This window comes from Shewanella putrefaciens (genome assembly GCF_016406305.1).
Lineage (GTDB): Bacteria > Pseudomonadota > Gammaproteobacteria > Enterobacterales > Shewanellaceae > Shewanella > Shewanella putrefaciens_C.
Map to the genome: position 1 here is coordinate 2,712,049 of NZ_CP066369.1, position 21,938 is coordinate 2,733,986.

General features: G+C 45.3%; 20 protein-coding genes and 5 tRNA genes. 8 read left to right on the forward strand and 17 right to left on the reverse strand.

Annotated features, from left to right (window positions below; all coding sequences use genetic code 11):
• The first annotated feature begins 115 nt into the window (after positions 1 to 115).
• Positions 116 to 2,728 carry a PAS domain-containing protein gene (locus JFT56_RS11755; protein ID WP_198780287.1) on the forward strand — a complete coding sequence of 871 codons (2,613 nt, stop codon included), beginning with the start codon at positions 116 to 118 and terminating at the stop codon, positions 2,726 to 2,728.
• 89 nt (positions 2,729 to 2,817) lie between these two features.
• Here the strand turns inward: JFT56_RS11755 and JFT56_RS11760 are convergent, their stop codons facing one another.
• The 8 genes from JFT56_RS11760 to JFT56_RS11795 all read right to left on the reverse strand — a co-directional run bounded on the left by JFT56_RS11760 (position 2,818) and on the right by JFT56_RS11795 (position 9,476).
• Positions 2,818 to 3,198 (reverse strand): STAS/SEC14 domain-containing protein, encoded by a 381-nt coding sequence (locus tag JFT56_RS11760; RefSeq protein ID WP_198780288.1) that lies wholly within the window; start codon positions 3,196 to 3,198, stop codon positions 2,818 to 2,820.
• Between the two features lie 43 nt (positions 3,199 to 3,241).
• The gene (locus tag JFT56_RS11765; protein WP_198780289.1) at positions 3,242 to 3,598 is read right to left on the reverse strand and encodes a DUF3802 family protein; all 357 of its coding nucleotides are present in this window, start codon (positions 3,596 to 3,598) and stop codon (positions 3,242 to 3,244) included.
• Positions 3,599 to 3,772: 174 nt separating this feature from the next.
• On the reverse strand, positions 3,773 to 4,348 hold the full coding sequence (locus JFT56_RS11770; RefSeq protein ID WP_198780290.1) for a YceI family protein: 576 nt from the start codon (positions 4,346 to 4,348) through the stop codon (positions 3,773 to 3,775).
• A 200-nt stretch (positions 4,349 to 4,548) separates the two neighbouring features.
• Positions 4,549 to 5,001: a YaiI/YqxD family protein gene (locus JFT56_RS11775; RefSeq protein ID WP_198780291.1), complete on the reverse strand. Its 453-nt coding sequence runs from the start codon at positions 4,999 to 5,001 to the stop codon at positions 4,549 to 4,551.
• 42 nt (positions 5,002 to 5,043) lie between these two features.
• The gene (pdxH, locus tag JFT56_RS11780) at positions 5,044 to 5,682 is read right to left on the reverse strand and encodes a pyridoxamine 5'-phosphate oxidase (RefSeq protein ID WP_198780292.1); all 639 of its coding nucleotides are present in this window, start codon (positions 5,680 to 5,682) and stop codon (positions 5,044 to 5,046) included.
• A 137-nt stretch (positions 5,683 to 5,819) separates the two neighbouring features.
• Complete coding sequence (locus JFT56_RS11785; protein WP_198783562.1) at positions 5,820 to 6,761, reverse strand: adenosylmethionine decarboxylase; 942 nt, start codon at positions 6,759 to 6,761, stop codon at positions 5,820 to 5,822.
• Positions 6,762 to 6,921: 160 nt separating this feature from the next.
• A complete protein-coding gene (gene speA / locus JFT56_RS11790) occupies positions 6,922 to 8,835 on the reverse strand; it encodes a biosynthetic arginine decarboxylase (protein WP_198780293.1) in 1,914 nt (637 codons plus the stop codon).
• 488 nt (positions 8,836 to 9,323) lie between these two features.
• The gene (locus JFT56_RS11795; RefSeq protein ID WP_007649104.1) at positions 9,324 to 9,476 is read right to left on the reverse strand and encodes a hypothetical protein; all 153 of its coding nucleotides are present in this window, start codon (positions 9,474 to 9,476) and stop codon (positions 9,324 to 9,326) included.
• 798 nt (positions 9,477 to 10,274) lie between these two features.
• On the opposite strand from JFT56_RS11795, the gene JFT56_RS11800 reads away from it, so the two are divergent.
• The 5 genes from JFT56_RS11800 to JFT56_RS11820 all read left to right on the forward strand — a co-directional run bounded on the left by JFT56_RS11800 (position 10,275) and on the right by JFT56_RS11820 (position 14,261).
• Positions 10,275 to 11,117, forward strand: coding sequence for a S1 RNA-binding domain-containing protein (locus JFT56_RS11800; RefSeq protein WP_198780294.1), 843 nt, complete (start codon positions 10,275 to 10,277; stop codon positions 11,115 to 11,117).
• Between the two features lie 133 nt (positions 11,118 to 11,250).
• Entirely contained in the window at positions 11,251 to 11,904 is a 654-nt protein-coding gene (locus JFT56_RS11805) for a YceH family protein (protein WP_198780295.1), read from the forward strand.
• Between the two features lie 69 nt (positions 11,905 to 11,973).
• The gene (locus JFT56_RS11810) at positions 11,974 to 12,804 is read left to right on the forward strand and encodes an ABC transporter permease subunit (RefSeq protein WP_198780296.1); all 831 of its coding nucleotides are present in this window, start codon (positions 11,974 to 11,976) and stop codon (positions 12,802 to 12,804) included.
• Positions 12,801 to 13,730 carry an ABC transporter ATP-binding protein gene (locus JFT56_RS11815; protein ID WP_198780297.1) on the forward strand — a complete coding sequence of 310 codons (930 nt, stop codon included), beginning with the start codon at positions 12,801 to 12,803 and terminating at the stop codon, positions 13,728 to 13,730. The genes JFT56_RS11810 and JFT56_RS11815 overlap by 4 nt, the downstream gene beginning before the upstream one ends.
• A gap of 255 nt (positions 13,731 to 13,985) precedes the next feature.
• Positions 13,986 to 14,261 (forward strand): HU family DNA-binding protein, encoded by a 276-nt coding sequence (locus tag JFT56_RS11820; protein WP_198780298.1) that lies wholly within the window; start codon positions 13,986 to 13,988, stop codon positions 14,259 to 14,261.
• Between the two features lie 171 nt (positions 14,262 to 14,432).
• Here JFT56_RS11820 and JFT56_RS11825 read toward each other — a convergent pair.
• The 8 genes from JFT56_RS11825 to JFT56_RS11860 all read right to left on the reverse strand — a co-directional run bounded on the left by JFT56_RS11825 (position 14,433) and on the right by JFT56_RS11860 (position 18,926).
• A tRNA-Leu gene (locus JFT56_RS11825) sits at positions 14,433 to 14,519 on the reverse strand.
• A 130-nt stretch (positions 14,520 to 14,649) separates the two neighbouring features.
• Positions 14,650 to 14,736: transfer RNA gene (locus JFT56_RS11830), tRNA-Leu, on the reverse strand.
• A gap of 47 nt (positions 14,737 to 14,783) precedes the next feature.
• Positions 14,784 to 14,857 (reverse strand) — tRNA-Cys (locus JFT56_RS11835).
• A gap of 21 nt (positions 14,858 to 14,878) precedes the next feature.
• Positions 14,879 to 14,954, reverse strand: a tRNA-Gly gene (locus JFT56_RS11840).
• 211 nt (positions 14,955 to 15,165) lie between these two features.
• Complete coding sequence (pgsA, locus tag JFT56_RS11845; RefSeq protein WP_198780299.1) at positions 15,166 to 15,714, reverse strand: CDP-diacylglycerol--glycerol-3-phosphate 3-phosphatidyltransferase; 549 nt, start codon at positions 15,712 to 15,714, stop codon at positions 15,166 to 15,168.
• A 47-nt stretch (positions 15,715 to 15,761) separates the two neighbouring features.
• A complete protein-coding gene (uvrC, locus tag JFT56_RS11850) occupies positions 15,762 to 17,591 on the reverse strand; it encodes an excinuclease ABC subunit UvrC (protein WP_198780300.1) in 1,830 nt (609 codons plus the stop codon).
• Positions 17,592 to 17,657: 66 nt separating this feature from the next.
• The gene (gene uvrY, locus JFT56_RS11855) at positions 17,658 to 18,302 is read right to left on the reverse strand and encodes a UvrY/SirA/GacA family response regulator transcription factor (RefSeq protein WP_198780301.1); all 645 of its coding nucleotides are present in this window, start codon (positions 18,300 to 18,302) and stop codon (positions 17,658 to 17,660) included.
• Positions 18,303 to 18,835: 533 nt separating this feature from the next.
• Positions 18,836 to 18,926 (reverse strand) — tRNA-Ser (locus JFT56_RS11860).
• Between the two features lie 221 nt (positions 18,927 to 19,147).
• On the opposite strand from JFT56_RS11860, the gene JFT56_RS11865 reads away from it, so the two are divergent.
• Together JFT56_RS11865 and fabA are read left to right on the forward strand one after the other, a co-directional pair.
• On the forward strand, positions 19,148 to 20,890 hold the full coding sequence (locus tag JFT56_RS11865; RefSeq protein ID WP_198780302.1) for an AAA family ATPase: 1,743 nt from the start codon (positions 19,148 to 19,150) through the stop codon (positions 20,888 to 20,890).
• Between the two features lie 74 nt (positions 20,891 to 20,964).
• Positions 20,965 to 21,480, forward strand: a complete 516-nt coding sequence (gene fabA / locus JFT56_RS11870) for a bifunctional 3-hydroxydecanoyl-ACP dehydratase/trans-2-decenoyl-ACP isomerase (protein ID WP_198780303.1) — start codon at positions 20,965 to 20,967, stop codon at positions 21,478 to 21,480.
• Between the two features lie 100 nt (positions 21,481 to 21,580).
• On the opposite strand, the gene rmf is transcribed toward fabA, so the two are convergent.
• On the reverse strand, positions 21,581 to 21,757 hold the full coding sequence (gene rmf, locus JFT56_RS11875) for a ribosome modulation factor (RefSeq protein ID WP_006082074.1): 177 nt from the start codon (positions 21,755 to 21,757) through the stop codon (positions 21,581 to 21,583).
• Positions 21,758 to 21,938 lie beyond the last annotated feature (181 nt).

Consider the following 21,938-nt stretch of genomic DNA (forward strand, 5'->3'; position numbering starts at 1 on the left):
GTTTTAATCAGTAAGTTCCGCCATAAAAATCCCCTCATCTTTGATATAAGCTAATAGCAAAAGAGTCAAAAAGCGCTACACTGGCTCAATGGAAAGCGTATTACGGAACGCTGCGATGACGGACAAAAGCTCAAGCACTGAATCACAACCCGCCTTGACGCCATGGCAAAACAGCTTGCCCTTTAAATTCAGTCTTATTCAACTCGTTATCGCCAGTATTCTGATTTTCAGCACCGCTTGGGTGATGCTTAGCATTCAAAATCAACAGCTCACAGAGCAGCAAGCGGTACTGAATCAAAACCACGGCCAAATTGTTATCGCCAAATTGCAGGAAATGACATCCCAGGTCGAAAATCTTGTCAGCGCGATCAGCAATATCGCCATGCTTTACCGTTATGATAAACAACAATTGAGCACGGCCATACCAGCCCTATTTTCTATTGAAAATCAAAAAGAGATTATTTCTGGTGGTGGCATTTGGCCAGAACCAGGCAGCTTCAATCAGCAGAAATTTCGCGACAGCCTCTTCTGGTCACACAATATCCACAATGAATTGATTGCAATAGACACCTACAACGATGAAGCTTTTCCAAGTTATCACACCGAGGAATGGTATCGTCCGACACGGTTTTTCCCGGCAGGAAAAACCTTTTGGTCTAAATCCTACGTCGATCCCACTACCCATGAACCCATGATCACGGCCTCTGGGGCTATGTGGATGGAACATCAGTTTATTGGTGCTGCAACGGTAGATATCAGCTTAGGCAAGCTCGATATCCTGCTGCGAAATGCCATGGCGGATGTCGGTGGCTATGTCATCGCACTGGACCATCAAAATCAAATACTCGCCTATCCACACACCAAAGATCATAACCAATCAGAAACCAATAGGACTCACACTTTACTCACCTTCGATGCACTCGCCAAATCAACAATAGCCTTCGCGCCGGTTGCCTCGGCGCTCAACAGTGCCGATCGCACCTTTGTCGAGCAAGCCATTGCCCAGCGCGTGTTTACCCAAGAGCAAATGGACAACCTCACCCGCTTAAGTAAAGGCAACGAGCGGGAAATGCTTGCCGCCATAGTCAATAACAGCGCGCTAAACCAATTTACCGTACCTAAACTCTTGGCCTCGATGTCCTTAGCGACGGACCCTATCCTGAACACGCCCTCGCTAGTGTCCATTTTCCTTATGCCTAATACCTATTGGAAGATATTAGTCGTCACGCCCATCGCGCCATTACAAGATACAGCGATGCATTTGGTTGAAAAAATAGGCATATACCTGGTTTTGATTCAATTGCTTGGGCTCATTTTACTGTTCTTATTGCAACATAGATTGCTGATTTCACCCATTATGGAGATGGTGCAAGCGCTCAAACGCAACGATCCGGCCTCCATTGAAATTAAAGCGAATCAACGCCATGATGAAATTGGCTTATTGGCGAAAACCTTTTTATCACGCACCCAACAACTCGAAGTGGCGATGGCCAGCTTAGATGCCAGTAACCTTGCCCTAGAGCAACAACTACAGAGTCAACAGCTCTTTCAACAGGAACTAAACTGCCATAAAGAACAGTTACGAGCCTTGTTAAAGTTCTCACCCAATCTGATTTACATCAAAGATTTAAATGGGAAATACATCCTAGTTAACGATAAATACTGTGAAGTGCTTGGCATTGAACGTCGACGCATTATTGGTGCATCTGACTTCGACCTGTTCCATAGCCAACTTGCCCAGATTTACCAGCAAAATGATCAACGGGTCACCCATAGCCGTGACGCCATCAATTTTGAAGAAGTGATCCCCTCCCACCGCGGAGAATTAGTGTATCAGATGGCAAAATTCGATATTAAAGATGATGAAGACAATTCAATCGCCGTTGGCGCCATCGGCTTTGATATAGAACTGCGTAAACGCCAAGAACGGGAGCTAGAAAAGCTACTGCAAACTCAGGTTATCAGCATACAAAAACAACAAGACAAAACCCAGTTAGCCAACGATGAAAACGCTGAGTTACGCCAGCAACTTGCGCTCACCCACGATGAAATAGCGCAGCAGCAACAACTCAACTTAAGTCGGTTACAAAGCCAAAAATTAATGCAGAACTTTCTTGCCGATATAATGACACAGCTAATGCAGGAGCAAGACCATCTGCTAGGGCAAATTTGTCAAACCCAAGCCGAGGCAAGCTCTGAATATCAAACCCATATTATCGAGTTAATGGCACACCAAGCCGATAGATTAAGGCACATTTCACAATTATTTACCGCCCATCAATCCGATATTAGGCCATTGCATCTTGCTCAATTTATTCGCCATTTACTCGGGTTATTGCAGGGACAACTTACGCGGGTGAATGTCAACGTCAACCTAACATGCGATGAAAATTTGATTATCGATGGGAGTTCATGGCAATACCTGCAATTCTTCTATCGACTCATTAGCAACACCTTGAACCATGCATTCAAAGAGCACAATCAGTCCCGTGAACTGCACATAAATATCACAAGACAAGCCAATAAACTCCATATACAAGTCGAAGACAATGGCGTGGGGATGACCGAATTACAACTCAACCAGTTGAGACAGGAAATGGCGCAGGATCTCTGCCTTGGCACGCTCTCCTGCTTAAGTTTATGGGTGAAAAACGATCTTAACGGTGTGTTCTACCTTGAAAGTGAACTCAATAAAGGCACGCGGGTGGTTTGCAGTTGGCCATTGTAAACGCTAACACTCGCTCCTTAGAGCCAAAGCTATTCATGCCACAACTATTCATTCCACAACAGGCTGCAACTCATACACAGAAGGGGCAACTACACTTCGGCCACTTCGACTTGGTCTAACCAAATCTGGGCTTGCTGACGCTCACTGACAGAAAACACTTTGACGGGGCAAGGCAAGATTAAGGCTAACGCATTGACCATAGTCCCCATGCTTGCGGTGTCGGCAATCATCACCACACGCGCAAAATCACTGAGATGAAATAAACTCAACCAAGCGTCATCCCACAAGGCGCCCACCGAAATACCCACAAATTCAGGGCTAAACTCATACCATAAACGAATACAGGCGTGATCCTGTAATTTGGCCTCAATGGCGGGGATAAGTTGGGAAGCGATATCTTGATGGCTCACTCTGCCAGAAACTACAATGGTCAAAATATCATCGGCATAACCGGGTGATATGGTCAACATATAAGATCCCCTATCAACAGATAACATGGGAAGCAGATATCAATTAAGCATGGGCCTGCAATTTAGCAATTTCTTGGTCGAACAGATTTTTAATCAAACCGGAAAACTCCGCCACAAATAGCATCTGCGCGGGAGTGGCTTTATGATTTGCCACCGAGGCTAAAATTTCCTCTAAGTCGTAGACTATGGCATCCACTTCTCGGATGATCATATTGCGTTCGGCAAAGGATAAGGAAGGATTCTGGCCGCACACCATAATAATTTGGGCAGACAATTGCTCTTCAAATAACTCCATCACAGTATCGTCGGAAACACTTTGGGTATCTGGCGTTTCAAATAAGCCAAGGTGCTCAGTCAAATACTGGATCAAATGCATGTAACCGTCTTTATCTGTGACCATTTTTTACCCTTAACACCCATAAACTTAGCGCCACTTACGGCCCTATTACAACAAAAATGAAAACCTTGAGACACCTTACACTCAACCAAGGCTCCAATGCACCACGTCAGCTACCGACTCACCATACCCTAAATAAGTTAGCTGACGTGTTGATCTATGCCAATCTTATTGAAGTTACTGAGTTAAGGTTAGTACAAATGACACAGGAACAGCCTGGCTAATACTCGATAAACCCGCAATATCACGTAATTTATCGACACCAGCCACTAAATCGAATTCATTGGCATTGACTATTATCGGCTGAAAACTGCTAACCATCAGTTTATTATCAGATACTTTGGTTATAATTACCGAAAAAGTTTTTGTTTGCTCTTTGCCATGCAGTGAAATTTTACCATCAAAATCGGCAACTTTGCTTTCACCTACGGCTAAATCCTTAAGCATCTTGCTATCGACCTGTGATGTGAGCTTCAACTCAGGATAAAGCGAGACTTCAAACAACAGATTCTGTAAGCGCTCATCACGTACTTCAATGCCCGTTGCCACCCCCGCTAAGGGGATAGTTAAGTCAAATTGACCGCTATCTGCTAACGTCCCTTTAAGCTGCTTAAAATAATGCACTTCACCGATATCGCCTTTTTTCACCGAAATAAAACTGACTCTCGAATCCTGCTCCATCACTTGCCATTTTGCGGCACAACTAAAACTGGCCATCGCAGATAAGGCAACAATTCCAATCCATTTGTTCATTGTATCAGTCCTCAACAGTGGGGTTAAAAGGATACCGCGGCTATATTAAACCTAGGTATCGGGTTAAGGTTTTACTCAGTTATCTGCCACTTACTCCCCAAACCACCCTAGGGTATAAATGTTAGATAAGTGTAGGTATCGATGAGCGATGCGTCACTAAAGATACTCTTTTTATCCATTAGCAACCAGTAAACTATCATTTAAACCCGCACTAACCACTTATCTAAACTGTTGGCGAAAGCTTGTTTATCCGCCTGGGAAAATGCCTCTGGGCCACCCGTATGGACACCTGAACCGCGCAAATCCTCCATAAAATCCCGCATGGTCAGCTTTTGCTTAATATTGTCCACTGTGTACAACTCACCGCGGGGATTGAGCGCCAATGCGCCTTTTTCAATCACTAATGCCGCGAGGGGAATATCCGCAGTGATCACTAAATGCGTTGGCTCGACATGATCGACAATATATTGATCCGCCACATCAAAACCCGAGCCGACACGGATTTGGCTAATATAGGGCGATGGCGGTACACGGATCAGCTGATTAGCGACGAGCACCAGCGGCATCCCTTTACGCTCCGCAGCCCTAAAGAGGATTTCTTTAATGGGATTGGGGCAAGCATCGGCATCGACCCAAATTTTATACTGACTCAAATCAGTCACTCCAATATCATAAACATCAGCAAGTTGGTGGCATTATGGCGCTAGGCGGTCAATATCCCATGTGCCATCGCGGCGGGTATAAATAAAGCGGTCGTGTAATCTGTGCTCGCCACCTTGCCAAAACTCGATGCTGGAAGGCTTAATCAGGTATCCACCCCAAAAACTCGGTAGGGGTACATCTCCCTTGGCAAATTTTGCTTTCATCTCCATAAACTTGCCCTCGAGCACTTGTCTGGCACTGAGTTTACTCGACTGCTGTGATACCCAAGCGGCAATTTGGCTCTCCTTCGGGCGCGTCATAAAATATTTTACGACTTCTGCGGTTGAGAGCGGCTGCGCCTCACCGAGCACTGAGACTTGTCGCTCTAAAGGATGCCAAGGAAAATGCAAACTGACTTTATTATTGGCGGCAATCTGCTGCGCCTTGCGGCTGCCTAAATTAGTGAAAAAAACGAATCCAGTATCATCGAACCGTTTCAGTAATACGATACGTTGAAACGGCTGGCCATGCTCATCCACAGTGGCGACACACATAGCCGTCGGATCGCTAAGCTCAGCATCCCTCGCCTGCGTCATCCACAGTTCAAACAAGTCCATTGGGTTTTGCGGTAAATCGGCGCGACGTAAGCCACCTTTTGCATATTCGCGGCGGATATCACTGAGATCTGTCATAGGATTTCCTTATAGGCACACAACACAATTGCATATTGGCGAGAGTCTAACATGATAATCAAAACGTTAGCTCTGCGGATAAAATAACATTCCCACAAAAGCTGGGGCAAACGCCCACATTTACATAAGCCTCATATTTACATTAGTTCAGGGCTCAAGACTTCAGCCTGCCGCTGCTGATAATGATTAAAGCCAATATGGTAGCCCTGCGCCATCGTTAATGAACAACGTCCTAAGCATAAATGCTCAGGGGCTCCTTGGGCCTCGAGGGGATGATTAAAGCCAATCAAGTCCCAACTCACGGGTGAAAACAGATTTAACAGGTGCCCTAGCACAGCGTGAGGATATAGCGACAAATCCAGATTGGTTTCAAAACTCACGTAGGAGCAGGCATAGGCCTGCCCCGCCTGTGGGGTAATATGCAGGGTAATATAATATTCACCCCAGAGCCCATTCATTGAAAAGCCGTAGGGTTCAAATAGATGTGCATCAAATGTGAACTGTGGGAACAAGGTATCCAACTTAAGCCTGCGGCAAATATCCCATAGGGTCTGTGTTTCACCATTGAGGTATTCTGCCAGCTCACCGCGGATATGGTACATCAGCAGTTCTATCGTGCTTTCTTCTGCTTGGGCTTTATATTGCCCCTCCGTACAGAAAAAATAATGGTGATGCGAATCTAAGTGCCCCATACGAAAGGCTTTGCCTGCAATCAACCGCCGTAATTGGATAATATCCTCGGCAAAAGTGCTATTTTGCAGGTGGGCATGGTATTCATTTTTACGCTGATAACTTAAGAATGCGATATTAGCCGCGCCAAAGTGCTCAATAAAATAGCAGGCGGCGTTGACTAAGGTACTGTTCCCACAGGTTAATATTAATATCCGATTCTCCCAGACAAACAAACTCGATTCGCTGAGTAAATAAGCGTCACAGTGGTCACTTTTAAGACTGGAGAGGATATCGGCATTTGCATGTCGCACTAGCGCAACCCAAAAGGACAGGTCTAATTGACGTAAATTCGTCACCGCTGGGCTCACTGTAATCTCAAGCTTTTTTTCTGAGCCTTCAAAAAACATCAACTCTTTGACCCCTCTGCCGTTAGTAACTCATCCCAGCGCAATTTTACACGACTCACTGGGCAAGCAAAGTAAAAAGCATAGGGCTATAAAAACAAAAATCAGCCTAAGTTACCCTAGGCTGATTTCTTTTAACACACTAGATCTTAAGAAAAATATGTTATGAAAAATCTTCTAAATAAGTATAGCCTTTCAGGCCTACTTGCAACTCTTCTAAAATTTGCGCACGCTCATCTTCCGCTATGTGCTGGTTCACTAACTCTTCATAGGTGCGCATAAAATCGACCGCATCCAAGTTAACATAGCGCAATACGTCAGCCACAGTATCGCCAGCGAGTACTGATTCAATATTTGTGACGCCATTATCTTCGATACGAACCACTGCAGAGTTAGTGTCACCGAAGAGGTTATGCATATCGCCGAGGATCTCTTGGTAGGCTCCCACCAGGAAGAAACCAATCAAATACGGGCTTTCAGCGCTCCAGGCAGGTACTGGCAGAGTGGTTTCAATGCCTTGACCATCCACGTATTGATCCACAATACCGTCGGAGTCACAGGTAATATCTAGCATTACAGCACGGCGCTCGGGGGCTTTATCTAAGCCCGACAATGGCAGTACTGGGAACACTTGATCAATACCCCAGGCATCCGGTAACGACTGGAATAGCGAGAAGTTAACGAAGAATTTATCGGCTAACTTTTCATTGAGTTCATCGATAATCGGTCTGTGGTAGCGGTTTTTAGTGCTCAACAGGCCTTGCACTTCATGGCAAACACGCAGGTTGGCCTGCTCGGCCCATGCACGCTCTGCCAGAGTTAACTGACCTAAGGCAAACAGGGATTGCGCTTCCTGTAAGTCACTTTGACTATCATGGTAAATCTCGATCAAGGCACGCTGATCGGCACGGCCACTGATCTCAGACCATGAATGCCACATATTGTGTAATAACTGTGGCGATTCCTCCGCTGGCGGTTGAATATCCTCAGGCAGGTAAGCCTCGGTACCAATCACATCTGTGATAAGCACCGCATGGTGCGCAGTCAAGTAACGGCCAGATTCAGAAATAATACGTGGCATTGGCTGCTCGTATTCATTACAGATATCGGTCAATACGTTAACGATATTGTTGGCATACTCGGTCAGGCCATAGTTCATCGAGTTATTACTTTGGCTACGAGTACCATCGTAATCCACCGCTAAACCACCGCCCACGTCGAAGCAATTCACGCTTGCACCCAGCTCACGCAATTCACAGTAGAAGCGACCCGCTTCGCTCACACCTTGACGAATATCGCGGATATTGGCAATTTGCGAACCTAAATGGAAATGCAGCAACTGCAGCGAATCCAGCATATCGTGTTGCTTTAACTGATCGACTACAGTCAAAATCTGGGCTGCAGATAAACCAAACTTAGATTTTTCACCGCCGCTGGCCTGCCACTTACCTTTACCTTGGAAGGCAAGGCGAGCACGTAAGCCCAAACGAGGCTTAACGCCCAGACGCTTAGACTCTGCCAACACCATCTTAAGCTCAGACAGTTTCTCTAATACGATATAAACCTTGTGGCCTAATTTCTCACCAATCAAAGCTAAGCGAATATATTCGTTATCTTTATAACCATTACAAACGATAACTGAGCTGGCTTTTTGCGCCATCGCAAGCACGGCCATCAACTCTGGCTTACTGCCCGCTTCAAGGCCTAATTGTGGCACTTCCTTTGATGCTTGACTCGCAAGGATCTCTTCCACCACGGTTTGCTGTTGGTTTACTTTAATGGGGTAAACCAGCAAATAGTCCGCCTGATACTCATACTTTTGTATCGCTTGGTCAAATGCTTGGCACAGACTGTTGACTCTGTGATGCAGGATCTGCGGAAAACGCACCAGCACAGGTAAAGCGACCCCCGCCTTAACCATATCTTTGGCTAGCTCGTTTAAACCAATCTTGTAATCAGGATTTTTAGGATCCGGTGACACTGTCACCTCACCTTGGTCGCTGATCCCATAAAAACCTTGGCTCCAGTGAGTAACATTGTACCCAGCACGAGCATCATCAATAGACCAATCATTCATTTTTATTTAGCCCGTCTATTAAAAAATGGGTTGGACGACCCTTTGCTTGTTACAAGGCCGCCCGTTCGACAAACCCAGGCAAAGGGATACCTTACCTGACATACATTAAAGGTGAACATCACCTTTTATTGGTGCAGCAAAATCACGCAAGTTTAGGTGACCTTGATGCTATTTTCATTAATGCCGCAGGGAGTCTCCCAAGGCCGCATTATTGGGTATTCAATTATAGGGAATACAAATCTATGCATTCCTTTTTTGCCAACCGAGTTCTACCGATCAGCGGAGTGTTTACCATACCCCTAGCTATGGCTAAAAAACACTCAAAAAGCCGAAGTTACAGTGAGAATCACACTTTAGCGGTTTAAGCCCAAACGGCCGCAATCCCTCTATAATAAGAGTGCAAACAACACCAAAACAAATAACACTAGGGAACAACATCACACATTAAGTGGCACAGCTTGAGCTTATCCACCTAATAAAAGACAAGATTATATAAACTGGGGACTGTTGGCTTCTTCACGGCCAGAGTTGATGCGAATTAACGTGAGATGCTTAAGACCGGTATCATCGTAGGGTACGACAATAGCATGCTGGCATTGTGACGCTTTAAGGCAAAGTGCAAAAAATGGATGCTTGTGCATTAGCTAAAAAAACCCTCTTAACCCCATGTAACAGCTATAGATTGTTTGTTACACGGTTAATGACCAGTGAACCATAAAACCTTTACTACTCACGTAATATTTGTCTATTTGCAACGAGCTAACTCGTTAAACGGCGCAATTAAACCGCGCAATGTCACAGAATGCAAGTAAGAATCTCATTTAATATTTTACGTTAAAATATAATAAACACCCATGTAACAAACATCGACCATTACCACCATTTTTACTCATAAAAATAAGAGGCTTAGCTAGATATCGCAAATTAGCTCTGTTCAATATTTTTTAATAGCTTTAGCACAAAAATTGACAATGCCAACTAAGACTAATCTCACACCTGCCGCTGATAGATTTCTTTCTCTCGGCGCGGCTTTCATACCAATCACATTAAATATCTAATCAGTTCAGAGCCTCACAGGCATCTCAATCCAAGGCGCATTGACGCAGAAATGGTTATTCCCTTTTAAGTCAATGCAACACGGGAGTGGGATGCCTGTGTGACTCCCGAAGGGCGGGTTTCAACGCGCTTTATACTGCGTTCAAGGCTTTCGCCAGAGCACCACTATGCCTTCAAGCCTTCGCCTTGTCTAAAGCGCGTTGAACTCCCGCTGAATGAACAGATATTTAATACGATTGGTATAATATGAGTCAGCAGCACAGTGCCATTTTAAGCCCCTTGCAGGCTCACTATGATCAATCCCAGAGGCAATAAAGCTGCTGTTTCAATACTAAAGCGGTTATAATCGCCGCTGAATCACATCCATATGCACAGAGAAATCCATGGTACAGATAGGTAAAACCTGCAAACTTGAGGTTGTAAAACAAGTCAGTTTTGGCGTGTATCTCAACGCGCACGAATTAGGGCAAGTATTGCTGCCAAATAAAGTCACCCCAAAGGACTGCCAAGTCGGTGATTGGCTTGAGGTGTTTCTGTACCTAGATTCTGAAGATATAGTGATAGCCACCACCCGCCGCCCATTGGCACAGGTGGGTGAGTTTGCCTATTTAAAAGCCGTATCCACCGGGCCCTATGGCGCCTTTTTAGATTGGGGCTTAGATAAAGATTTATTACTGCCCTTCGGTGAGCAACATAAACCTATCGAAGAAGGCCGTTCATATCTGGTCTATGTACATGCCAACCGTGCCGATGAGCGAATTGTCGCTTCATCTAAAATCGATAAATTCCTCGACAAGACTGAACCTCACTATCAAGTGGGCGAGCAAGTGGATTTGTATATCGGCGGCACCACAGATTTAGGCTACAAAGCCATTATCAATCATGCTCACTGGGGCGTGATTTACCAGAATGAAGTCTTCCAAAAGTTGCGTTTTGGCCAGCGAGTCAAAGGCTTTATTAAACAAGTGCGCCGTGATGGCAAAATCGATCTAGTGCTGCAACAGGGTAGTAAGCAAGAGTTAGATAAACACGCCCACATTATCTTAAGTAAACTCAAACTCTCTGGCGGCTTCTTAGCCTTAACCGATAAAACCGACGCTGAAATCATCTACGATCAGCTAGGTATGAGTAAAAAAGCCTTTAAAAAAGCCATAGGTGGCCTCTTTAAAAATGGTCAACTGAGTATAGATAATGATGGATTGCGTTTAACTACAACCGCAGAATAATCAACTCTATTCAGCACTTAGCGTTAAAATTGTACAGTTTACCGCCACTAAGGCTGAGTTTAACTGACAACGTCTAGGATATTAAGCATGGCTCTGTTATAAACAAAGCCATGCTTTTTTCTTTGGAGCTTATATGGAACTCACGTTACACGAAGCCAGAGTCATCGGATGCCTGCTGGAAAAAGAAATCACCACTCCCGAGCAATATCCACTCTCGCTAAACGCCTTGACCTTAGCCTGTAATCAAAAAACCAGCCGCGAGCCCGTGTTGGACTTAAGCGAAACCCAAGTCCAAGATGCCCTTGATTCCCTGAATAAAAAACGTTTGATCAGCGAGCAATCGGGCTTTGGTAGCCGTGTGGTCAAGTATAAGCACAGATTCTGCAACACCGAATTCAGTGAGTTGCAATTATCCCCTGCCGCCGTCGCTATCGTCTGTTTACTCCTGCTTCGCGGCCCGCAAACGCCCGGAGAACTGCGCACCCGCAGTAATAGACTCCATGAATTTAAGGATGTCACAGACGTTGAAGATTGCATCAAGCAACTCATGAGCCGTGAAAAACCGATTTTAAAACAGCTGCCAAGGGAGCCTGGGCGCAGGGAGTGTCGCTATATTGAGTTATTTTCAGAGGCATCCTCCCAGACTCAGGGCTCAGATGCACCAGTGGCAGGAGCGGCCCTTGAACAAACGACAGATACAGAACTGGTCGCCAGAGTGACACAATTAGAACAGCAAGTTGCGGCCCTGACCGAGAAGCTTGATGAGCTGCTCGCATCACTCAGCTAATGCTTTTATGCAAGTAGGGCTTTTATGCTGCTTGTATACAGTTCGAACTTTCAAAAATAGAGACAGCGAATGACACATAATCCATCCAGTACATTCAATAACCTATTTATTATCGCTGTCTTTGAACTGCGAAAATTTTTCTTTAATACCCGTGGCATTATCGCGCTAATAGCCTTTGCGCTAGTATGGGGGATTTTGTTGCTCTACCCCATTCAAGGAGCATCGGCGATGTTGATGCAACCGAATATCAAAGACTTAGTCGATGGCCTCTTTGGCGAAAATACCCTTAATGTCTTATTTGAATGGCCAGTGGCAGAAATGGCGGTATTTTGGTGTTTTGCGCTATATCTATTCCCGATGTTTAGCATCTTGATTGCCGCCGATCAGTTTTCATCGGACAAAACCCGTGGCACGCTGCGTTTCTACACCATTCGCACCAGCCGTGACAGCTTATTATTTGGCCGCTTTCTCGGGCAAATATTAATCCAAGGCCTGCTAATTTTACTGACAATAATAGCCACCATCGCCCTCGCACTAAGCAGAGACAGTCAGTTGTTTTTACAGGCAATAAGCTCTGGTGCCCTAGTAGGTTTGAATTTGATCATCGTAATTTTGCCCTTTACTGCAGTGATGACCCTATTATCTTTATATGCCCGCACCGCGCGTCAGGCGATGGTATTGGCAACTATCCTATGGACATTAGTGTCACTCGCGATATTACTCCTGAGTCATCAATCGAGCCTGTTAGCTGAACTTCAATGGTTACTGCCTGGCGCACAGCTTTCCAACATGATCAATACCAATGGTCTCAATAGTTTAGCCTTTGCCTACATCCCATTATTACAAACTGCGGCAGCCCTATTACTTGGCCGAATTTACATGCAAAGGAGCTCAGTATGAGTCTTATCCAGTGCCAAGGTTTATCTAAGTCCTACGGCAGCAAAAAGGCATTAAAGAATGTCAGCTTTAGCTTAAACCCGGGGGCGCCCATTGCCCTTGTGGGCCCCAATGGTGCGGGTAAAACCACTCTATTTAGCCTGTTATGTGGCTATTTATCGCCGAGTGAAGGCACTATTCGTTTGCTAGGAGAAGCCCCAAACAGCCCTAAACTCTTAGGCAAAGTCGCGGCACTACCACAGGATGCTACCCTAGATCCTAACTTAACCATTGCCAGCCAACTGGCTCTATTTGCCCGTCTGCAGGGAATGAATGCCAAATTAGCCTCAGAAGAAGCCTTACGGGTTCTGAGCTTAGTGGATCTGGTCGATGTCGCCCAGCAAAAGCCACCGAGTTTAAGTCACGGCATGAGCAAACGCGTCGCCATAGCCCAAGCCTTGATTGGCTCACCGACACTCGTTCTGCTGGATGAACCTACCGCAGGACTCGACCCCGCCAATGCCAAAAAAGTACGTGAACTGGTGAAAACCCTTTCACCCACAACGACGTTCATGATCAGCTCCCATAATTTAGACGAGCTGGAAAAACTCTGCGATCAAGTGCTGTACTTAGATAAGGGTGAACTAAGCCAATCCGTCTCCATGCGCGCCAACACCGACAGTGACTATCTCACCTTGACCATGCAGCACTGCGACAGTGAAAAATTACTGCAGGAAGTGGCTAAGCTGAGCGGCGTCATCAATGTGAGTGCCAAGCAAAGCAATAGCTTTGTTATCCAACTCGCACCGAGTGAAGATAAGACGACGGAACAATCTGCTATCGATAACTATCAGCTTGAAATGAAACTACTTTCCCTCTTTAACCATCACCATTGGCAATACAAGATGCTGATGAAGGGGCGCACATTGGAAGAAACCTTGTTCTCATAAAAATAACCCATAGCGCTCGCAAGGGCGCTTCTCCACGGATGATGGTTCATTGCGTATTTGCGTATCCATGGCTCAACGCCAGCCAACAAGCTAGTCTCCTAACAAAAGCCAATAAATAAGCTCATTGCGCAATAGACCACCACCAATAATCAATAAAGCAGCAGTTAAGTTCCTTTGGTAAACCTTGGCTTTCAATCTGATCTTAAGCTTGTTATAACTCCCCTTCCTGCTCTTTCGCTGAATTCAGAGGTTTCAATGAACAAAGCACAACTTATTCAACATATTGCCACTTCGCTTGAACAGTCCCAGGCCAGCACTAAGCCGGTTGTCGAACAAATCCTGCAACAGATCCATATCGCCTTGAGTGAAGGAGAAAAGGTCTTTCTACCCCAATTTGGCACCTTTGAGTTACGTTATCATTTACCTAAATCTGGCCGTAATCCGCAGACGGGTGAAACCATGGAGATCGCTGGCTTTAATCAACCGAGTTTTAAAGCGGCAACGGCGCTAAAACAAGCGATTAATAATTAGGATAACGCAAGTGTTTGGAATAAAGCCTCGTTAAAGTACGAGGCTTTTTATGTGGCTTAGCGAGCGTTTAACGCCGGGGCAGACATTGATACCGACACCGACAGCGTTAAAATGCAGATATAAAAAAGCCCCGACGAATGTCGAGGCTTATTTACTATTCACTAAGAATAATGGTACCCGAGGCCAGACTTGAACTGGCACGCTGTTACCAGCGAGGGATTTTAAATCCCTTGTGTCTACCGATTCCACCACTCGGGCAAACTCTGTATATCGCAAGCTTTGCTGTTGATATTTAACTCTTTGCTTCGATTTTATACTTAAGTTTTAAAATACTTAAGCTTCGAAGTTTAACGCTTCAGCTCGCTTTGAGCTGTCACCATTATAATAATGGTACCCGAGGCCAGACTTGAACTGGCACGCTGTTACCAGCGAGGGATTTTAAATCCCTTGTGTCTACCGATTCCACCACTCGGGCAAACTCTTTATATTAACGACGGGAATCGTGTCATTAACACTTTAATATGGAGGCGCGACCCGGAGTCGAACCGAGATCGACGGATTTGCAATCCGCAGCATAGCCATTCTGCCATCGCGCCATTTTTCCAATCTATTAAGATTGGAGCGACATATCGGGTTCGAACCGATGACCTATACCTTGGCAAGGTATCGCTCTACCAACTGAGCTAATGTCGCATTTCGATTTCACATCAACTCGAAAAACAAGGTATCGTATTTCACCTTATTAACTGAGCTAATGTTATATCACGCAGAGTTAAGATTTTGTTTTCACTTCGTCTCTCGTCTACGGGGTGGCATTCTACCGATTTGCGATGCTGTGTCAACCGCTGTTTTATCGATAACTTACTGCTTGCGCACTAAATAATCTCTTTGATTTTTTATTGTGCTATTCGGCCGTTAGATCTTTCCAAGCGGCTAAAATGTAACTCATCATTGACCAGAAGGTTAATACCGCAGCGATATATAACAGCACAAATGCGGCTTGGATCATCAGCGGATTGTATTGCCAAATCAGGCCAATAATCGCCACCATCTGCGCCGCAGTCTTATATTTACCGATCCAAGATACGGCAACCGTACCGCGCTTACCTAATTCGGCCATCCACTCACGCAGGGCTGAAATGACAATTTCGCGACCAATCATAAAGAGGGCGGGAAGAGTAAGCCAAACATTGGCATATTGGTCCACTAATAAAACAAGCGCGGTGATCACCATTAGCTTGTCGGCCACGGGATCGAGGAATGCGCCAAAACGGGTCAGTTGCTTCAGTTTACGGGCCGCATAACCGTCTAATGCATCCGTTAACGCCGCCAGCCAAAACACAAATGCGGCAACAAAAGGTGTCCAACTATAGGGTAAATAAAACAGCACCACGAAAATGGGCAGTAAAAAAAGCCTGAAAAGAGTTAATGCTATGGGTAAGTTAAACGGCATGATCAAACCAGTTAGTCAAAAGCAGCGCCAATCTTGCCTTAATTTTATCACCCTCGCAATGCATCATGAATGGTTTGTGCCATTTCTATGCTGATCCCTGGCACTTTGGCCAATTCAGCGACACTCGCCCCTTTCACTTCCTGCAAGCCTCCTAAATGCTGTAACAAAGCTTTACGACGTTTAGGACCAATACCAGGAATCGATTCCAGTGTTGATGTATTGCGGGTTTTCTGGCGACGGTTGCGATGCCCTGTGATGGCAAAGCGATGGGACTCATCTCGAATATGCTGAATAAGGTGCAATGCCGGTGAATCGCCCTCGAGGGAGAAGCTCGTTTCTGTATCCCCTAAAATTAAGGTTTCAAGCCCAGGTTTACGCCCTTCGCCCTTTGCAACCCCAACCAACTGTGGCGCTTTATCTAAATGGGTAAACTTTTCATCGACAACCTTCTGGGCAATACGCAATTGCCCGAGTCCACCATCGATAAACAAAATGTCAGGGATTTTACCGCCCGCCTCAATCTTATCGAAACGGCGACTAATGGCTTGTTTCATCGCGGCATAATCATCACCCGGGGTGATACCCTCGATATTAAAGCGCCGATACTCACCTTTATGCGGCCCTTCTCGATTGAACACCACGCAGGAGGCAACAGTACTTTCCCCCATGGTATGGCTGATATCAAAACATTCCATCCGCTGGATAGGCGTGCTCAATTCTAAAATTTCTTCTAATAATACAAAGCGCTGCTCGACCGTATTTTTATGGGATAAACGCGTGATGACGGCATTGGTGGCATTAGTGACCGCGAGGCGCAAGAAGCTCGCCCTATCGGCGCGAACATTGGTCTTGATTGCAAATTTTTTATCCAGCGCCGTAGACACTGCCGCTTCCAGCTCGTGCAATTCTTCAAAGTTGTGGCTGATAACCACTTCCTTTGGAATTGTGCGCTGTATATCTGCATTTAAGTAAAACTGCAGAATAAAGGATCGCAGCACTTCATCCATATCCGTTTCGGCCGGCACAGAAGGATAATAACTGCGACTACCAAAGATTTTACCCTCGCGGATAAATAACAAATGGAAACAGGCGATACCCGACGCATAGTGCACGCCAATCACGTCCATATCGCCTTTATTGTTCGATACTTCTTGCTGCTCGGCGACCTTACGCAGCGCCATAATTTGATCGCGAAAGCGTGCCGCCTGCTCATATTCCTGCTGCTCGGCCGCTTGTTCCATCTTAACCACTAAGGCGCTGATCACTTGCTGATCTTTGCCCTTTAAAAACAGGCTAGCCAGTTTCACTTGCTCATCGTAGTCGGCATTGCTGACTTTACCCACACAGGGCGCGCTGCAGCGGGAAAGCTGATACTGCAAACAGGGTCGTGAGCGGGATTTGTAATAAAGGTCGTCACATTGGCGAATAGGAAAAAGTTTCTGCATTAAATGCAGACTTTCACGCACCGCGCCGCCATTGGGGTAAGGGCCAAAATAATGGCCTTTTTCCCGCTGCGGACCGCGGTGATAGGCAAGCCTTGGGTGTTCGTGTTGGCTTAATAATATGTAAGGATAAGACTTATCATCACGCAATAACACATTGTATTTAGGCATATATTGCTTGATGTAATCATTTTCAAGCAACAGCGCATCGGTTTCACTGTGGGTCAGTGTCACATCAATATGGTGAATATGTGAGACTAAGGCTTGGGTCTTAATATTGCCTAAATTTTTACGAAAATACGATGAAAGCCGTTTTTTAAGATCCTTGGCTTTACCCACATAGATGACGTCACCCTTGACGTCATACATGCGATAAACCCCGGCAGAAGATGAAACCGTGCGTAGAAAACTTTGGGCGTTAAACACACTCGACATTATTCACACCCACGTCTTTCAAAAGGCAGACAAGATATCAACATCAAAAACGAACATACCCTAGGATTAAAAATGACCCGCATCCAACATTTTGTAGCGAATGGCTAAACGTGTCAGCTCCACATCACCACTGATCCCAAGCTTAGCAAATAAACGGTAACGATAGCTGTTAACCGTTTTAGGGCTTAGGTTGAGCTGCTCAGAAATATCATTCACTTTCTCACCATTAGTGATCATCAGCATGATCTGCAGTTCACGCTCTGATAAGGTCTTAAATGGATTGTCATCGGCGGGATTAAACTGGCTCAGCGCCATTTGTTGGGCAATTTCTGGGGATAAATAACGCTGCCCACGGGAAACCTGACGTATAGCTTGCAATACCTCAGGCGGCGTTGCTCCTTTGGTTAAATAACCCGAAGCTCCGGCCTGCATCACCTTGCTTGGGAACGGATCTTCGGTGTGCACAGTTAACACAATAATTCTTGCATGGGGTTGATAACGTAAAATTTTACGCGTGGCTTCCAGTCCGCCCATCCCAGGCATATTCATGTCCATCAAGATCACATCGGCTTCATTTTGACGAGCCCACTGCACCGCAGTCTCGCCATCCGGGGCCTCCCCTACCACTTTAAGCCCACGCTCATCTTCCAAGATACGGCGGATCCCAGTTCGCACAAGCTCATGATCGTCAACTAAATATATCGATATCAACTTAACCCACCTTTTATCTTTCCCGCCCGAGCCGCACACTATAAAAGCAACACAGCAAACGGATTACGAGTTTATAGGGCTAATTTAGCCCAACAACCCCGTTTCGCAAAGCATAAAATTAATATTGTTAACTAGATGATATTTAAAGGAACGATTACAGAATGACTCCACAATAAAAAGCGTTTAAAAAGGAAGCAATATACGGCGCCCAATCCCACAATCACGCCTATAACAAGGGTTTGGCATAACTCGTATGGTGCAGGAGCTGCTCTTCGAATGAGGAACCTAGGGTACAAATTGCATAAACAAAAAAGGCTATCATTGCTGATAGCCTTTTCCGTTAAATATGGCGGAGAAGCTGCCATTCGAATGAGGAACCCAAGGGTTCAAATGGCTCAAATGCAAAAACGCCGCTAATTACTTAGCGGCTTTTGACTGAATATGGCGCAGGAGCTGTGTTTCGAATGAGGAACCCGGGGTTCAAATTCTTTAAACAAAAAAGCCATCATTTCTGATGGCTTTTCCGTAAAATATGGCGGAGGAGCAGGGATTTGAACCCTGGGTGGGCTATAAACCCACGCCGGTTTTCAAGACCGGTGCATTAAACCACTCTGCCACCCCTCCGAACGCCGCAAATAATATAAGTATCGTTATGTATTGTAAACCTCAATTTTCGAATATCGAATCGAATGCTCATCTTATGTTCAGCACGGTGTTTTTTCGGGCGGAATTCAAACTAATTTTTCTCAATTAGAGGGCAAACGCGCGTAAAAACACCTATACAGTGAGAGACTTGTGGTTCGGGTATGGTAAAATCACGATAACTTCTTACGGTAAATGCTTATATGAATTCACTCTTGATATCGACATCGTCACTCGCACCTGAATTTAGCCTGCCCACCCTATCTCAATCGGCTGTCAATTTAAGCGCCTTACTCTTAGGCCAAGAACGTGCCCTTGATGCCTTTAAGCTAAACAATGCCATCAAAGATCAACAACTTTATCTTGCCGATTTCCCAGGGATTGACCGTCATTTAATAATACAAGCCTTGATGGAAACCTTAGCGCCACAAGCGCCCGCTTATCTTGTGGCGACAAGGCCAATTGAGCCAATAGATAAGAGTATTAAGTTTCAATGGCAGAACGAACAACCACTAGGGGATCAGGGCTGTATTGCAGAAAAAAGCACTCAGTATCGATACCTGAGCGGCAATATCCGTCGCGTGGATCTGCTTGGACGAATGGTACAATCGGGGAACTCTAGTCAATATCAGGCAGGAGCCTTGGCCCAATGCCATACCCTCTTTATCTGTGCCGAGTCGCTATGGAAGCGTGAGAGTTTATGGGATTTAGTCATGCAAATCCTCACGCAAAAAGAATATCAAATCAGCAGCACTTTAAGCCCTATTCCATTGAACTGTAAAATCGTGCTCGTTGGCGCTGGGATGATATACAGCCAAGTGCGTTCAGAGGATTGGCAATTTCAACGCCATTTCACTCTATTAGCGGAACTTGCCAGTGAAATGGATCTCACTCGTTATAAAGAGTCCCAGTACGCCGCTTGGTTACAGGCTATCGCCCACAGTGTTGAGGTGAGTTTAGAGCAATCTAGTCTCGCGCCCCTATTCCGTTACAGTGCGCGCCTGACGGAACATCAACATCGCTTAAGTTTGTCTATGCTCGAGTTTGCTCAATTGATGGCACAGGCTAAGGCCTATCGTGGTAAGCCAAGTATTAATGCCAGCAGCATTGAACATGCTCTTATCCAAGCGAATTATCGCCACAATAGCTCCGAAGAATTCTCGGGCCAAAGTTTCGATGATAATTTCATAAATCTGCCAACAACCGGTGCTATGGTAGGGCAAATCAATGGATTAACGGTTATCGATGCCATTGATTACAGCTATGGTGAACCCGCCCGAATTACTGCATCTGTTCATTACGGTGATGGGGAAGTGGCTGATATTGAAAGAAAATCTGAACTTGGCGGCAATATTCACGCCAAGGGGATGATGATCCTATCGGCCTGTTTGTATCGTATCTTTGGCCGTGACGCGCCACTGCACCTCAATGCCAATATCGTTTTTGAGCAGTCCTATCAGGAAATTGACGGTGACAGTGCATCACTCGCCGAATATTGTTGCCTTATGTCAGCCATTGCCGAACAGCCTATTATTCAGTCACTAGCGATAACAGGCGCACTCGATCAGTTTGGTAATGTGCAGGCTATCGGTGGTATCAATGAGAAGATTGAAGGATTCTTTAATTTATGTGAGCGCCGAGGTTTAACAGGTGAACAGGGCGTGATTATGCCCAAATCGAACGTATTACAGCTTAACTTAGCCCCTAAAGTAATTACAGCTGTAGGCAAAGGGTTATTCCATATCTATGCTGTCGAACATATGGATCAAGCGGTCGAGCTATTAATGCAGATGCCCGCGGGGGTTGCCGATGAAGATAATGATTTCCCTCACGATTCTTTATATGGTTTAGTGCAGGAAAGACTCGATAAACTTGCAGGTAATGGTGAAGAGGAAATTGGCCTAATGGCGCGATTGCTCGCAAAATTAGGATTATTTCATCGCTAATTAGCTGATCGGAGTTGTTTAGCTTACACGTGTTCGCTAATCTTGGCGACTCTTATTGCTGGAGTAGTAAAACAATGAATAAAGCAAACAGTTTCAATAAAGAAGAACTCATCGCCTGTGGCCATGGGACATTATTTGGTCCAAACTCCCCTCGCCTCCCCGTCGATAACATGCTGATGATCGATAGGATCGTCACCATTAACGATAATGGTGGTGAGTTTGGTAAAGGCGAAATTGTTGCTGAACTCGATATTAATCCAGAATTATGGTTCTTTGACTGCCATTTTATTAGCGATCCTGTGATGCCAGGCTGCTTAGGCTTAGATGCCATGTGGCAACTAGTCGGTTTTTACTTAGGTTGGGAAGGCGCAGAAGGTAAAGGTCGTGCCCTTGGCGTAGGTGAAGTCAAGTTTACTGGCCAAGTATTACCTGGGGCGAAAAAAGTCACCTACAAGCTCAATATCAAGCGTACTATTCATCGTAAACTGGTGATGGGTATTGCAGATGCCATCCTTGAAGTCGATGGTCGTCAAATCTACAGTGCTACCGATCTTAAAGTCGGTGTTTTTAGCGATACTTCGACGTTCTAATTCCCTCGTACTCTTCATACAAAAATGCCCTCATCTGAGGGCAATTGTGCTGCATTACTCTGTGTATTCCGGGCTATTTAACTTGTTGAGCAAAGGCTCATCACTTGTTAAATAACCCATTAACTCGGCCATCCACACCTTCACGCCAACCGCCCAACCACTGCGATCGCGAATCAAGATTTGCATAAGGACAGAGCTCCTTAGAGCGCCCACCTACACCAGCTTGGAATCCTTTGGAAAAAGCTCTATCTAAACGATCTCGTTTTTGTCTTTTCATGCAAGCGTCCTCTGTTCTACATAAAATAGAAGCAAAAGCTTCACCCATAGGAATAGTGCTTTTTTACCCTAAGATCAATCAAAAAAATCGCTCATTATATCGACTATTTATTAAACTATTGAGATCTTAGTTAAAAAAAATCGAGGCATTTTTGCCTCGATTTTTGAGTCTGAATTCAATC